This is a genomic window from Paludibacterium yongneupense DSM 18731 (assembly GCF_000422925.1).
GTDB lineage: Bacteria > Pseudomonadota > Gammaproteobacteria > Burkholderiales > Chromobacteriaceae > Paludibacterium > Paludibacterium yongneupense.
The window spans coordinates 251,893-266,131 of the sequence record NZ_KE383957.1; the positions used below are offsets into that span (position 1 = coordinate 251,893).

15 protein-coding genes are annotated in these 14,239 nt (G+C 62.6%); 7 read left to right on the forward strand and 8 right to left on the reverse strand.

Annotation, left to right across the window (positions count from 1 at the left end; genetic code table 11):
- Positions 1-86 precede the first annotated feature (86 nt).
- Complete coding sequence (locus G520_RS0115690) at positions 87-1,277, forward strand: MFS transporter (protein ID WP_028536476.1); 1,191 nt, start codon at positions 87-89, stop codon at positions 1,275-1,277.
- Between the two features lie 15 nt (positions 1,278-1,292).
- On the opposite strand, the gene G520_RS0115695 is transcribed toward G520_RS0115690, so the two are convergent.
- Positions 1,293-1,955, reverse strand: coding sequence for an HAD family hydrolase (locus G520_RS0115695; RefSeq protein ID WP_028536477.1), 663 nt, complete (start codon positions 1,953-1,955; stop codon positions 1,293-1,295).
- Positions 1,956-2,236: 281 nt separating this feature from the next.
- Between G520_RS0115695 and G520_RS0115705 the strand changes: the two genes are divergently transcribed.
- Positions 2,237-2,500 carry a hypothetical protein gene (locus G520_RS0115705; RefSeq protein WP_028536478.1) on the forward strand — a complete coding sequence of 88 codons (264 nt, stop codon included), beginning with the start codon at positions 2,237-2,239 and terminating at the stop codon, positions 2,498-2,500.
- A 14-nt stretch (positions 2,501-2,514) separates the two neighbouring features.
- Here the strand turns inward: G520_RS0115705 and G520_RS0115710 are convergent, their stop codons facing one another.
- Complete coding sequence (locus G520_RS0115710; RefSeq protein WP_028536479.1) at positions 2,515-3,417, reverse strand: DNA-3-methyladenine glycosylase family protein; 903 nt, start codon at positions 3,415-3,417, stop codon at positions 2,515-2,517.
- A 111-nt stretch (positions 3,418-3,528) separates the two neighbouring features.
- The gene (locus tag G520_RS0115715; RefSeq protein ID WP_028536480.1) at positions 3,529-3,792 is read right to left on the reverse strand and encodes a hypothetical protein; all 264 of its coding nucleotides are present in this window, start codon (positions 3,790-3,792) and stop codon (positions 3,529-3,531) included.
- Positions 3,793-3,968: 176 nt separating this feature from the next.
- Between G520_RS0115715 and G520_RS23120 the strand changes: the two genes are divergently transcribed.
- Positions 3,969-5,402 carry an aminotransferase-like domain-containing protein gene (locus tag G520_RS23120; protein WP_036666396.1) on the forward strand — a complete coding sequence of 478 codons (1,434 nt, stop codon included), beginning with the start codon at positions 3,969-3,971 and terminating at the stop codon, positions 5,400-5,402.
- Positions 5,403-6,023: 621 nt separating this feature from the next.
- Positions 6,024-7,091 carry a type II asparaginase gene (locus G520_RS0115725; RefSeq protein ID WP_084637670.1) on the forward strand — a complete coding sequence of 356 codons (1,068 nt, stop codon included), beginning with the start codon at positions 6,024-6,026 and terminating at the stop codon, positions 7,089-7,091.
- 47 nt (positions 7,092-7,138) lie between these two features.
- Here G520_RS0115725 and G520_RS0115730 read toward each other — a convergent pair whose 3' ends face one another.
- The 3 genes from G520_RS0115730 to G520_RS0115740 form a co-directional block, all read right to left on the reverse strand.
- A complete protein-coding gene (locus tag G520_RS0115730) occupies positions 7,139-7,762 on the reverse strand; it encodes an alternative oxidase (protein ID WP_028536482.1) in 624 nt (207 codons plus the stop codon).
- 22 nt (positions 7,763-7,784) lie between these two features.
- A complete protein-coding gene (locus tag G520_RS0115735; RefSeq protein ID WP_246542761.1) occupies positions 7,785-8,978 on the reverse strand; it encodes a globin domain-containing protein in 1,194 nt (397 codons plus the stop codon).
- A gap of 204 nt (positions 8,979-9,182) precedes the next feature.
- On the reverse strand, positions 9,183-10,052 hold the full coding sequence (locus G520_RS0115740; RefSeq protein WP_028536484.1) for a LysR substrate-binding domain-containing protein: 870 nt from the start codon (positions 10,050-10,052) through the stop codon (positions 9,183-9,185).
- Positions 10,053-10,163: 111 nt separating this feature from the next.
- Here G520_RS0115740 and G520_RS0115745 point away from each other — a divergent pair, with 111 nt between their 5' ends.
- The 3 genes from G520_RS0115745 to G520_RS0115755 are packed head-to-tail and all read left to right on the forward strand — an operon-like array spanning position 10,164 to position 11,528.
- Positions 10,164-10,484, forward strand: a complete 321-nt coding sequence (locus G520_RS0115745) for a carboxymuconolactone decarboxylase family protein (protein ID WP_028536485.1) — start codon at positions 10,164-10,166, stop codon at positions 10,482-10,484.
- A 49-nt stretch (positions 10,485-10,533) separates the two neighbouring features.
- Positions 10,534-10,923, forward strand: a complete 390-nt coding sequence (locus G520_RS0115750; RefSeq protein ID WP_028536486.1) for a tautomerase family protein — start codon at positions 10,534-10,536, stop codon at positions 10,921-10,923.
- Between the two features lie 20 nt (positions 10,924-10,943).
- Positions 10,944-11,528 (forward strand): DUF4865 family protein, encoded by a 585-nt coding sequence (locus G520_RS0115755; RefSeq protein ID WP_028536487.1) that lies wholly within the window; start codon positions 10,944-10,946, stop codon positions 11,526-11,528.
- Between the two features lie 9 nt (positions 11,529-11,537).
- Here the strand turns inward: G520_RS0115755 and nrdG are convergent, their stop codons facing one another.
- Positions 11,538-11,987 carry an anaerobic ribonucleoside-triphosphate reductase activating protein gene (nrdG, locus tag G520_RS0115760; protein ID WP_028536488.1) on the reverse strand — a complete coding sequence of 150 codons (450 nt, stop codon included), beginning with the start codon at positions 11,985-11,987 and terminating at the stop codon, positions 11,538-11,540.
- 5 nt (positions 11,988-11,992) lie between these two features.
- Positions 11,993-14,131, reverse strand: a complete 2,139-nt coding sequence (nrdD, locus tag G520_RS0115765; protein WP_036666397.1) for an anaerobic ribonucleoside-triphosphate reductase — start codon at positions 14,129-14,131, stop codon at positions 11,993-11,995.
- Between the last annotated feature and the right edge of the window lie 108 nt (positions 14,132-14,239).

Genomic DNA, 14,239 nt, shown 5'->3' on the forward strand with positions numbered 1-14,239 from the left:
CCATTCTGTTCGCAGTGCGTCTACACGCGCCAAATGAAGAACGGCAAACTCAGTTCCGTTCTCCTACTGATTTTCGGGTACCTGTCATGACCACATTGTCCAATACTGTCGCCGACGACCAAGGCGGCTTGTCTTCCAGCCTCATCATGCTGCTTGCCGGTGGCGCCGGTCTTGCGGTGGCTTCGCTGTACTACGCGCAGCCGATGCTCGGCATTCTGGCGCACGACTTTCACGCCACGCCATCCGCGATCGGGCTGGTTCCGACTCTGACCCAGCTCGGATATGCGGCAGGTATATTACTGCTCGCGCCTCTCGGCGATCGCTACGACCGGCGCAGCATCATCGTAGGCAAGGCGCTGGCGCTGGCGTTCGCGCTGGCCCTGGCTGCGCTCGCGCCGGGCCTCGGCGTGCTGTGCATCGCCTCGGTCGCCATCGGTCTCGCCGCCACGCTGGCTCAGGACCTTGTCCCGGCCGCCGCCGCGCTGGCGCCCGAAGCCCGGCGCGGTAAAACGGTCGGCACGGTGATGACGGGGCTGCTGACCGGCATTCTGTTGTCGCGCGTGATCAGCGGAACCCTTGCGCAATCCTTCGGCTGGCGGATCACCTTCGTCGCGGCGGCGGCAAGCATCGCCGTGTTGGCGCTTCTGCTGGCCCGGCGTCTGCCGCGCTTTGCCGCGACCACGTCCCTGAGCTATACCGCCTTGCTCGGTTCTCTGCTGACGTTATGGCGGCGCTACCCGGCGCTGCGCCGCGCAGCGTGGGCGCAGGGCCTGCTCAGTGCCGCATTCAGCGCGTTCTGGTCGACGCTGGCGGTGATGCTGCAACATGCGCCTTATCACCTGGGCGCGGCGGCGGCCGGTGCTTTCGGTCTGGCCGGTGCGGCGGGTGCCCTGGCTGCGCCGCTGGCTGGCCATGTCGCGGACCGGCGCGGGTCGGAAGGGGTCGTGCGTGCCGGAGCGGCACTGGTGCTGGTCTCCTTCCTCGCGATGGCCTTCGGACCGCATGGCCTGTGGCTGATTGCCGCCGCCACCGTTCTGTTCGATCTTGGCATCCAGGCCTCGCTGATCGCCCATCAAAGCCAGATCTACGGGCTCGAACCCGCCGCCCGCAGCCGTCTCAACGCCGTTCTGGTCGGTGCGATGTTTGTCGGGATGGCTGCCGGCGCGGCGATAGGCAGCCAGGTGCTAGACCATGGGGGCTGGAGCGCGCTGTGCCTGTCGGCTGCGCTCGCCGCACTCGCCGCGCTCGGCGTCAGGCTGTGGCCGGGCAAGAACTGAAGCCCGGTGCGCAGCTCAGAGCTGGCGAATCATCTCGAGTGCCTGGTGCAGGTCGTCGCAGATGCGAAACGCCAGCGCCGCCTGCTCCGCGGACGGTGCGATCAGATCCGGAACCATGATGACGCGCATGCCGGCGGCGTGGCCTGCCATCACGCCGTAGGCGGAATCCTCCAGTACCAGGCAACGTGCGGGGTCGATGCCGAGCCGCCCGGCCGCGCCGAGAAACAGGTCAGGCGCCGGTTTGGTGGCCGCGACTTCGTCGCCGGCGACGACGGTGGAGAAATAAGGCGCCAACCCGCTCTTGTCGAGCTTGATCTCGGCTTGGGCACGTTTGGTCGACGTCGCGACCGCCCGCACGATACCCTGTCCGACCACCCAATCCAGCAGTTGAACAATGCCCGGCATCAAGCCGATGCGCCCCTGCTCGAGAGTCTGCATATAGTAGCTGTTGCAACGCTCGCGCAGGGCGTCGGCGCGTGCGACGTCGCCACCGAGATGTGCTGCGACGTAGTCGGTGCAACGGGCGGTGGCCAGCCCGACCATGCCCAGCAGAAAAGCCTCGTCGCAGGCGACGCCGAGATCGGCGCAGGCCATGCGCCAACATTCGATCGCAGCGGCCTCGCTGTTGATCATCAAACCGTCCATATCAAACAGGATGGCGTCAAAACTCCGTGTCATAGCATTCCTAATCTGTAGTGTTGGCGCGGGAGCTGGCCCATTATTCTGCAAGCGATGGCGCCTGTGCAATGGCGAAACCGGGCAGTAACAGGGGCGAGGTGACAGAAATGCCTTGAACCCGAAGGACGACAAGCCGGTTCGGAAGCAGAAAATTCATATTGGCGCGGACCCGGTGGTATTGCACCATGGTCCCGGATCATTTTCTCCGCCACGCGGAGGGGAAGGGCTCCCGTGACCGGGCGAAGCCGTTCTCGCCATGCCGAATGCCGGGAGGGGCTGCGATGAAAATATTGATGCATGTGGCGGTACGGGTCGTCTCTGTTGCCGGCAATCGATCGGGGCCGCACCCGTTCGGCCGCTACCTCGCGCACGGCATGCTGGCCACTGGAACCCTGGTCTTCTTTGCCCTGTCCGCTTTCGAAACCCTGCACACCGGCCGTTTCGACGAACTGCCTTTTGTCGAAGGCGTCCTCGGGCTGGCCTTCGGCCACGTCCTGGCCCGGCTCGACGCCCCGGCCGCCATCGCGAGGCCGCCCTCCGTCTGAATGTCGGTCCGTCGTCAGGCCGCCACTTGCAACGAGGCCCACAGGTGGGCCGCCACCAGCGCGCGCCAGGGGGCGAACGCTTGCAGCCAGAGTCGGGCTTCCCTGTCCGACAGGGGAGCGTCCTGCTTGAGTAGCTGTTGAATCCCGCGGCGCACGGCGACATCGCCATGTAAAGAGCCATCGAGCCAGGCATAGGCGCGCAGCAGGGTGTAGCTGATGGTCCACGGGCCTATGCCCTTGATCGAGGACAGCCGTTCACGCATGAGGGCGATCGGTGGTGCGGCCAGCCAGTCGTCGAGGGGGAGTTCCCCTGCCGATTGCATCCGGCTGATCGTCAGCAGGGTGTGCGCCTTGCCGGCGGAAAAGCCGCAGGCACGCAGATCGTCTTCGGTCAGTTCGGCCACTCGCGCGGCATCGGGGTGGCAGTACAAGCCGCCGCTGTGGCGAACGCCGCATCTCTGAATCAGCCGCCGCCGCAGGGATACCGCGACGGCGACGCTGATCTGTTGTCCGGTGACGGCCCAGGCGATGGCCTCGAAGGGCGAGGCCGTCTGGGCAACGCGCAAGCCGGACTGGCGGGCAATCAAGGCGCCAAGCTCGGGGTGGGGGCCGAAGGTGCGCTCGAATTCGTCTATCGGCTGGGTCAGTCCCAGCATCCTGCGCACTCTGTCCTCCAAAGCGGGGCGGTCATCGTCGCTGACGCTGCCATCCACCTCCAGCACGGCTTCGGCTCCGTCATCGCGGCAGAGTATCCCGAGCCGGGCCGGCGCCCCTTTCCATATCATGCCCTTGTCCAGGCGCGTGTCGTCGGCCCGTTCCGACAGTTGTTGCGTGTCGCGGCGGTGAAACGGCAGTATGACGTCGCGCCGGAAACGGGGCGGCAGATCGATGTGGCAAGATACGGCGGTGACGGGCATGCGCGGTTACCGGCAAGGGCGGACAAGGGAGAGCGAGTGTCACACGGGCGCTGCCCGGTCGGCAATCCGGATCTTGCTGTCGAAGTGCGGGTGCGGCCCGCGCCCGCCCAGTCAGATGGAAAAGCGCAAGGGCAAGCATGCCGCGACGGCCGGCGCCCGGGTGCGCTCGACCCGCACGCGGGCATTGCCGGCGACGGCTTGCACGAGCAGGCGCTCGCCGTGGCGGGCATCCTGGCTCCAGCTTTCGCCGGCGTGCAGCAGAATGTCTTCGCCGTCAAAGCTGATCCAAACCATGCCGGCTTCGCACAGCAAACGACGTGCCACGGCGCCGTCGAAGGATGAAAGTTGCTGGTCGTTCAAGGGGAGTGTGTACATGAGCGTTTTCCTTTTCTGCTGGGTACCCCGGTAGATTAGTTGTGCCCCCGACGGTGCAGTAGCCACACAGTTCACTTTTTTTGGGCGTAACAGCGCAGCTTTTCGAGCGACTGTACCGGTCGTGCGCCGGGTTAACTGTACATGGTGGCTTTGTCTGCATCGGTTATGATGGACTGATGAAGAACAACGATCTCCCCCTGTACCAGCAACTGGCCGATGCGATCGCGGTCCAGATCAAAGACGGCATCCTGCGTCCGGGCGAACGGCTGCCCTCTCTGCGCGAAATGCGCATGCGGCGCGGCTTGAGTCTGAGCACGGTGCAGGAGGCGTTCCGGCGTCTGGAAGACCGCGGTCTGGTCCAGGCGCGGCCGCAGTCCGGCTATTTCGTCAGCCCGCGCGCGGTGTTCGAGCCGGTGCCGCACCCGACCGCGCCGGGCGAAGTCGAGGTCGACGCGCTGCTGTGGAACTATGTGAAGGATCTGTACGAGGTGGCCCCGGGGCATGTCGACGGTTTTCGCAACGCGCATGTCCTGCCCGGGCTGTTGCCGGTGGCCGCCTTGCAGAAACTGACGATCGATTGCGTGCGCAGCCGGCCCGGGCTGTTGAGCGACTACGGTGTTCCGGCGGGCGATGCCGGTCTGCGCCGCCAGATCGCGCGTCAGGCATTGGAGTGGGACGGCCAGATCTCTCCCGATAATCTGATTATTACGCAAGGCACGATCGAGGCCCTGAATCTGGCCTTGCGCGCGTTGACCCGGCCCGGCGACGTGGTGGCGGTCGAGTCGCCCGCCTATTTCTCCTTGTTGTACTGTCTGAAGGCGCTCGGCCTGCGTGTGGTCGAAATTCCGACCGACCCGGTGTGCGGCATTTCAGTCGATGCGCTGGAGCTGGCCACGCGCGACGGCGCGGTGCAGGCGGTGATCCTGGTCGCCAATTTTTCCAATCCGCTCGGTTCGCTGATGCCGGACAGCGCCAAGCAGCGGGTTGCGGATCTGCTGGCCAGCCGCGATATTCCGCTGATCGAGGACGACGTCTACGGCGAGTTCTATTTCGGGAAGCACCGGCCGCGGCCGATCAAGGCCTTCGACCGAAGCGGCAATGTGCTGTACTGCTCATCCATGACCAAGAGCGTCGCCCCCGGGCTGCGTGTCGGCTGGATAGAGGCCGGGCGCCATCAGGCCAGCATCGAAGTCCAGAAGTACATCGGCACCCATTCGACGCCCCTGCTCAACCAGGTCGTGCTGGCGCGATTCCTGGAAGATGGCGGCTATGCCCGCCATATGCGTCGCATGCGCCGCACCCTGGCCGCACAGATGCGGGCGGTGGCGGCTGGCGTGGAGCGCTATTTTCCGGAAGACACCCGTTTTTCGCTGCCTGGCGGCGGTTGCGTGCTATGGCTGCAACTGCCGTCCCGCTTCGATAGCATCGCGTTTTACCTGCGTGCGCGCGAAGAAGGCATCGGTGTGGCGCCGGGCCCTCTTTTTTCTCCGCGCGGCGGTTATCGCAACTGTGTGCGCTTGTCTTACGCCGCGCCGTGCGATGCGGTGCAGCTGGCCCGCCTGGCCCGTCTCGGCGAGCTCGCGCGGATGCAGCTCGATGGCCGTCTCTGAGTCGGCCCATTCTCGTCATTCCTCCCGTTTTTCACCGATGCAGACCTGCCGCTATTTTGTCAGGCGGGCACCGGTGTTTTTATTCCCTATTCCAGATATTTCACTTTTCTATGGCTGTATTTTCAGAACGGCCTATTTAATAGGTGTCAGATATTTATTCGTTCGGATTTCTGGATAAAAACCCATTATTTCGTTCGGTTTTTCGGAAGCGGCGCATCCTGTGTTTGGCTCCCTTGTGGCATGCTTGTGCTGCCGTTAAATCCTTTTGTCATTTCCGTCGTGGCGCCAATTTATTGGATAATATATTGATATATATGCGTATTATTTCTGTTTCTCTACTTGGCGTGCCAGCGGGTGAGCCGTGCCCGGGCCGCCGGCAGCGGGCGGGAGTCATGATATGGCAAGGCGCGGCCGGATAGGCCGTTCGGTTTTTCGGATAAGGTGAAACGGATGTGAAATTTTGAATGGGGTGCAGTGTTATTTAAATGTTACAGCGGGCATTGTCGGGGTTTGATTGTTCTGGACGCTGGCTAAATTAATATTCTAGACTCGGCGCCATCATGGCTGGCTCAATTCGGCTTTGATGCTTTGTCTATCAATACGCTCGATGTGGAGATAATAATGAATAAAATGATCAAACCCTTGCTCGCCACGTGTGTCCTGGCTGTCGGACTCGCGCTCCCTGCCCAGGCGGCTCCCTTGCCGCATGTCGTGATTCTGGCCACTGGCGGTACGATAGCCGGTACCGGCGCCAATACCACGACCACGGTCGGCTATACCGCGGCCAAGCTGGGTGTCGACCAGATGATTGCGGCCGTACCCGAGTTGCAGAAAGTGGCGGAGGTGCGCGGCGAGCAGGTGGCGCAGGTAGCCAGCGAGAGCATGAATAATGCGGTCTGGCTCAAGCTGGCTCATCGCGTCAACCAGCTGCTCGCGCAAAAAGATGTCGACGGCATCGTCATCACCCACGGGTCGGATACGCTGGAAGAAACCGCCTATTTCCTCGATCTGGTCGTCAAAAGCAAGAAGCCGGTGGTGATGGTCGCCTCGATGCGTCCTTCCACCGCGATCAGCGCCGACGGCCCGATCAATCTCTACAACGGGGTCATCCTGGCCGGCAGCAAGGAGGCGATCGGCAAGGGGGTCATGATCGCGATGAACGATCAGATCAGTTCTGCGCGCGATGTGAGCAAGTCCAACACTTCGACCGTGGATACCTTCCGTAACCCGGACCTTGGCTTCCTCGGCTATATGCAGGATAACAAGGCGCACTTCTACCGCATGTCCACGCGCAAGAATACGGCCGATACCGAATTCAACGTCGATGCACTCGATGCCCTGCCGCGCGTGGACATCGTCTACGGCTATGCCAATATGGATCGCGTTGCGATGGATGCCGATATCGCCGCCGGCGCCCAGGGCGTGATACAGGCCAGCGTCGGCGACGGCAGCGTCCCGGCGCAGATGATGCCGGCGTATCGCGATGCGCGGCATCGCGGGGTGATCGTTGTGCGCAGTTCGCGCGTCGGCAGCGGCATTGTCGCCCGCAACGGCGAGGCGAACGACGACAAGGAAGACCTGGTTGTCAGCGACACGCTCAATCCGCAGAAGGCGCGCATTCTGTTGATGCTGGCCCTGACCCGTACCCGCGATACCCGGGAGATTCAGCGCATGTTCTATACCTACTGAGCCGACGCGCCGCCCGGCGCGTGTCGCGCCGGGCGGCTCAGACCGGCTCAGGCCGGATGTGCGGGCGGGGAGGACAGCCGGTCGGCAAAGCCGTGATTGACGTCGCGGTGGCCTGCCTCGTCGTCGCGTACGGCGAGGATGACCTCGCGCAGACGCGCATCGGGTGCGAGTCGCCAGTAGTCGATCGCGATCGCCGGCGCGGCGACATTGGCGTATATCCCGCTGTCGACGCCGGCCAGGTATTCGGTATAACTGTAGACTGCTTCTTCTTCGAAGTAGCCGACCAGGCGATGGGCGGTTTTGGGAGATAGCAGATACAGCATGAAGAAGAAATTATAAAAAACGCCCTGTGCAATCAGGATCAACAGCCTTTCCAGTGGCGACGGGTGCGCGATGTGGATGAACGTCATCAGATGCATGCGCTCGTTTTCGGCCTCTTCGAGCAGGGTCCGGATCCAGCCGCCGTCGGCCGAGAGGCGGCGCAGGGCGCGCAGATGCTGCAAGGTCGCGCCGACCATCCCGGGGACGGCGGCAACCGTTTCCAGAACGATCGCGCGATGACCGTAGCGGCGGGCGAAAAACAGATCGGCGAAGAAGCGAAGCGTTTTGCAGGTCGCGTAGGCGAAGCTGTCGGAGAAGCCCCGCGGGCGATGGTGTGGTGAGGATGTCATCGTATTTTTCCTGAGTGGACGCTTAGCGCAGGTGGTCGAGCAGTTCCGGCCCGAAAACCTCGCGCCGCATGCGCGCCGGACTGATTTTTTCCGTCAGCAGGCTCTGCCATTGCGCCTGCATGAAACCGAGGGGGCCGCATAGGTAAAAATCGCCGTCGCGGTCTCGTGCTTCGAGAATGCGTTGCATCTCTACGCGCCCGGCGATCTGGAAGTCGCGGCCGATGCGGTCGCTGTCTTGCGCACATTCGTATGCCACGATCACGCGCAGATCGGTGTGATGCGCGCGCGCGCGCTCAAGGTCGGCCCGCAGCGCGTGCCGACTGCCGTTGCGGGCAGCGTGCACGAACAGTACGGGCCGCCTCGAACCGGTCGCGAGCAGTGTATTGAGTGCGCTGATCATCGGCGTGACGCCGATGCCGGCCGATAGCAGGACCAGCGGCGTTTCGCCTTCCAGCTGCACCGTGAAATCCCCGAATGCCGGGCTGACCTGCAAGCTGTCGCCAGGTTTGACATTCGTGTGCAGCCAGTTTGAGACCCGTCCCTTCGGCTCGGCGCTTTCGCGCTTGACGCTGATGCGCCACCATGGTGCGGAGGGCGCATCCGACAGGCTGTACTGCCGACGCTGGCGCCAGCCGTCGGCACCGACCTCGACACTGATATATTGACCGGGTTGAAATCCCCCCGGACTGTTGCCATCCGCGGTTTGAAGCAGATAGGAGCGCACGTCCTCGCTTTCTTCGCGGACCTCGGCCACCCGTACCGCGATCAGTTCGCCGGCCTGGGTGCCTGTGCGCTGGTAGAGCCGGGCTTCGGCAGCGATCAACTCGCCGGCCAGCAGCCAGTAGGCTTCGTCCCAGGCGGCCAGCAGCCCGGGTGTGGCCGCATCGCCGAGAACCGCCGCGATGGCGCCGAGCAGATGGCGGCCGACGACAGGATAGTGTGCGGGTCCGATTCCGACCGCCGCGTGCTTATGGACAATGCGCTCGATCACCGGTGCCAGTGCCGCCGCATTGTCGATATTGGCCGCATACGCGAACACGGCGGCAGCCAATGACTGCTGCTGTGCCCCATTGGCCTGGTTGCCCATATTGAACAGGGTTGTCAGCTCGGGGTGGGCGCGGAACATGTCGGCGTAGAAGTGCCGGGTGATGGCCAGTCCGTGTTCGCGCAGCACCGGTACGCTGGCCGCGATGTAGGGACGGGAGGAGGGAGACAACGTGGCTTTTCCTTTTTTATGATGCATTTTAAATGCATTAATTTGGGTGCGACTCCGTGTCGCCGTCGCTCGCGCGCCCCCAGGCACGCGACGACACGGCATGTGCATCCAGTATACGAAAGATGTATATTAAATACAATTTACCGGGCAGGCACTCCAGCCTGCGCAGGAAGGCCCGGTCGGCAGCGGAAGAGCGCGCAGGCGCTAGCCGAGCGCGAGCCTGTCATGAACCTCGGCGAGGATGATCGCCGCGAGTTGCTTCACCGGCGCGGCGGGCTCGGATTCGGCCCGATGCAGCACGAGTCCTATTGCGGGCAGTTCGGGTAGCCCCTCCACGACGGCCAGATCCGCAGGGAGTTCCACTTTCGTCCGGACCGTAATGCCGAGGCCGGCACCCACGGCAGCCCATATTCCGCTCAGGCTCGGGCTGGTGAATGCCAGCCGCCATGGAATGGCCGCGCGGTCCAGCGCGTCGATCGCGGCGCTGCGCATCAGGCACGGCGCTTCGAAGGCCGCGAGGGGAAGGCGCTCGCCCGCGTCGATTGCCACTCCGGTTTTTCTCCCTATCCAGTACATCGGAAGCTCGGCGATGTACTGACTGTGCGGGGTCCGGTTGCCGGAATCCCAGGCCAGGGCAAGGTCGAGACGACCGCTGCCGACCCCCTCGAGCAACTCGGCGTTTCGCGCCACTCTGACCTCGACTTGAATGCGCGGATGGGCCCGGGCGAAAAGGCCTAGCGTCCCGGCAAGGAGATGAGCACCGAAATCTTCTTGCAGGCCGAGCCGCACACAGCCCTGAAGTTCATCGTCCCGTACGGCGGCCACGGCTTCGTCGTTGAGTGCGAGCAAGCGTTTGGCGTAACCGAATAAAACCTCGCCGCCAGGGGTGAGCGCCATGCCGCGTCCGGATTTGCGCAGGACCGGTGTGCCGGCCTGCTCCTCCAGTTTCTTGAGCTGCGCGCTGATCGCCGAGGTCGAGCGCCCGAGGCGATGGGCTGCTTTGGCAAAGCTGCCCAGTTCAATGCCCAGCACAAAGCCGCGCAGCACATCCAGATCAAGCACGATGCGTCGCATTGTTATCGTCCGTTTTTTTGGGATTGTATATTAAAAAAATCCTGATTTTCAGGATTATGTTTGCCTGTTATCGTGATGCCGTCAAGCCTGCTTTCACTAACGGAGGGTTTCATGAGTACAGAACAAAGCTATGGACAACGCGCGATGGGGCGGGATATGCCAAAGCTGGCCGAACTGACCGACACGGTGCTGTTCGGGGATATGTGGGAACGGGCCGAATTGTCGAAACGGGACCGCAGTCTTGTTACCGTGGCCGCCTTGCTTGCCCTGTACCGGCTGGAACAGCTGCCGTTCCATCTCGAGCGGGCTCTCGAAAACGGCGTAAGCAAGGACGAATTGACCGAACTCATCACCCATCTGGCCTTTTACGCCGGCTGGCCTGCCGCCGCCTCGGCCGCCAGCTTGCTGCAAGCCGCGACGCGCCGGGGCTGATCGATGGTCGTGACGTCCTTTTTTTACCTGGTCATGGAGTTTTCATCTTATGCCCTACGTCCGAATATCACTGCTTGAAGGGAAGTCCGCCGACTATCTGGGCTCCCTTTCCGACACGCTCCACCAGGCGATGGTGGAGACGTTCAACGTCCCGGCGAAGGATCGCTTCCATATCTTCCACCAACTGGCGTCGGAGGCGTTTGTGTTCGACCGCGAGTATATGTGCGGTCCGCGCAGCGACGACTTTGTGCTGATTGCCATTACGACCGGGCGGACTCGTGATGCGGCGACCCGACAAGCCTTTTTCCGACGGCTCGCCGACTTGCTGGAAATCGCGCCGGGAATTCGACGGCAGGATGTCATGGTGGTGATCACGAACAGCGAAATGGGGGAGTGGTCATTCGGCGATGGTGTTTCGGCCCTGCCTGTTGCGGTGTAACGAAGGAAACGGAGGCTCAGATGTTGGCAATGCAATACAGCTTTTCACTTCCGGCTGACTACGATATGTCGGTCATTCAAGATCGAATTGCAAAAAACGGGCACCTGATGGACGGGTTTCCCCTGCTGCTGTTCAAGACCTTCCTGTATGCGCGGCGGGACCCGACGCGGCGAGATGCTCGCGAGAACCTCTACGCGCCATTCTATCTATGGGAACGTAACGAGGGAATGAATGCCTTCCTTGGAGGGCAGGGCTTCGCCGCCCTGACCGAGGCTTTTGGCTGGCCTGCGATCAAAACCTGGTCGGTGTGGGATGCTATCGTGCCGTCGGCACTGGGCGCGGCGAGCTGCGCCACGCGCGAGATCCTCCCCATTGCACCCCATGCCTCTCTTGCGGAGCTTCAGAAACGGGAAACCGATGGCCTGCGCTTCGATATCGATACCCACGGCGCGCTGGCGGCGGTAGTCGGGTTCGATCCCGGCACTTGGAGCCTGGTGCGCTTCCGGCTCTGGCCAGCGCCGCGCATGCGCGCGGCGCGAGAGGGCGTACAGGTCTATGACATCGGCCATATCTCTACCGGCGTCGCCAGCCGCCTCCCGCAGTAGCGGGGAGGCTCAGGCCCTGGGCAGCCGGATCAGGCGCTGATTGGCCGAACCGCGCCAGGGCTCGCTGCTGGGCTTGTCCTGCTCGTACTTGCCATCGATCACGACGTCGACCAGGCCGAGTATGTCCAGTTCTGCGACGTCTTCGAAACGGTAGCCTGTCCACAACCAGATGTCTTTGTCCGGGTAGCGCTGCTTGAATGCGCGGCACAGAGCCAGTATTTCGCCGCGGTTGTGCGGGTGCAGAGGGTCGCCGCCGCTCAGGCTCAGCCCATCGTGTGTGGCGCAGGCATCCAGTATCCGTTCGCGGACGTCGGCAGTGAACGGGGTGCCGGCTTTGCGGTCCCAAGTCGAGCGGTTGTAGCAGCCCTCGCAGGCGTGCAGGCAGCCGGTCACGAACAAGGTGACGCGGATGCCTTCGCCGTTGACCAGATCGCAGGTGTAGAAACGATCGTAATTCATCGCATTCAGTGCGCGCTGTCGCCGAAGTGCTTGACGCGGCGCATCATCTCTTTCTGCTTGCCGGCGTTGAACGGGCGCGAGTTGGGGCTGCCGAGGTAACCGCACACGCGGCGGGTCACCGACAGCGAGCTACTGTCGGTATTGCCGCACTCGGGGCAAGTGAAACCGTCTTCTGTCGCTTTCGTTTCGCCCATGAAGCCGCACTTGCCGCAGGAGTCGACCGGCGTGTTGGTGCCGAAATAGGGGACGTGCGCGACCGCGTAATCCCAAATCTGCTCCAGCGCCTTCAGGTTGTGGCGCATATTCGGCAATTCCACATAGCTGATATGGCCGCCGCTCGCGTGGTCGGCGAATCCCGCCTCGAAATCGATCTTCTCGAAGGGATTGACCTTGCGGAACACGTCGAGGTGGAAGGAGTTGGTGTAATACCCCTTGTCGGTGACGTTCGCGATCGTGCCGAAACGTTCCTGGTCGAGTTTGCAGAAGCGGTTGCACAGCGATTCGCTCGGCGTCGAGTACAAAGAGAAGGCAAAGCCGGTTTCGCGGCTCCAGACCTTGGTTGCCGCACTCATGCGTTTGACGATCTCGTGCAGGAAAGTCTGGCATTCGGGGCTGTCGAACGGATGTTGACCGAACATCAGCACCCCGACTTCGTGCAAGCCGATATAACCGAGCGAGATCGAGGCGCGACCGTTCTTGAACAGCGCCATGATCTCGTCCTGCGGGTCGAGGCGGGCACCAAATGCCCCTTCGGAATACAGAATCGGCGCCACATTGGCCTTGACGCCTTCCAGGCGGTGGATACGGTTCATCAGCGCGCGGAAGCACAGTTCCAGTCTCTGCTCGAACAGGGTGTCGAAGCGTGCGCGATCTCCCCCCGATTCGATCGCAATGCGCGGCAGGTTCAAGCTGACCACCCCGAGATTATTGCGGCCATCCAGCACTTCCTTGCCGCTTTCGTCGTGCCAAACCGACAAAAAGCTGCGGCAGCCCATCGGCGACACCGGGGTGCTGGAGCCGGTGATCTTGCGATTGAGGCTGGCCGAAATGATGTCCGGGTACATGCGCTTGGAGGTACATTCCATCGCCAACTGCTTGATGTCGTAGTTCGGGTCTTCCGGCCGCAGATTGATGCCGGCTTCCAGGAACAGCACCAGCTTGGGGAAGACCGCGGTGATGCCGTCCCGTCCGAGCCCCTTGATGCGGATCTGGAGGATGGAGCGCTGGATCGCGCGCTCCTGCCAGCTGGTGCCCATGCCGAAGGAGAAGGTTACGAATGGCTGCTGGCCGTTAGAGCTGAACAGCGTATTGATTTCGTACTCGCACGCCTGCATCCCGTCATAGGTTTCTTTCTCGGTCCGCTCGCGGGCGTAATCGTCGGGTTTGGCGATGCCGTATTGGCGCGCGACCTCAAGATTTTTTTCGTACGTTTTCTGAACGTAGGGTGCCAGTGTCTGGTCGATATTGGGAATGGTGGTGCCGCCGTACTGGTGGCTGGCGACCTGGGCGATGATCTGCGAGGTGACCGCGCAGGCGACGCCGATCGAGCGCGGGCTTTCTATCTTGGCGTTGCCGAGGCGGAAGCCCTTGCCGAGCATGCCCTTCAGGTCGACCAGGCAGCAATTGGTGAACGGCAAGAAGGGGGAGTAATCGAGATCGTGGAAATGAATCTCGCCTTCGCGGTGCGCTTCCTGGATGTCCTTGGGCAGGAAGTTGCCCGCGAACTGCTTGGAGACGATGCCGGCCATCAGGTCGCGCATGACCGGAAAGACATTGGCGTCCTTGTTGGCGTTCTCTGTCGTGGCTTCCAGATCGGTCTTGTGCACGAGTCCCATCAGCTTGGCGTGCAGTTCGGAACCGCGCGCACGGATGGTGTCGCGGTCGTGCCGGTACTGAATATAAACCCGCGCCACTTCCGGGCAGTCCTTCATCAGGGCGTTTTCGACCATCTCCTGAATGGTGGGAATATCGAGCGCATCGCAGGAGCAGGCCAGACATTGTTGCTCGACTTGACGGGCGATGCTGCGCGCGAGATCGCGCGGCGCGGGGTAGCTCGCCGCGCGTGCCGCGCGTTCGCAGGCGGCCGCAATTTTCGCGCTGTTGTATTCGACGATGGCGCCATCGCGCTTGGTGACTTGCAGCATCAGGTACTCCTCTGTTCCGGGCCGGGTATGCTCCGCAGTGTCCGGGCTCCCCAAAACGAAAGGCGCCGCTGTGTCGGGGCGCCCCTGCCGTAATTCATGCCCGTAATG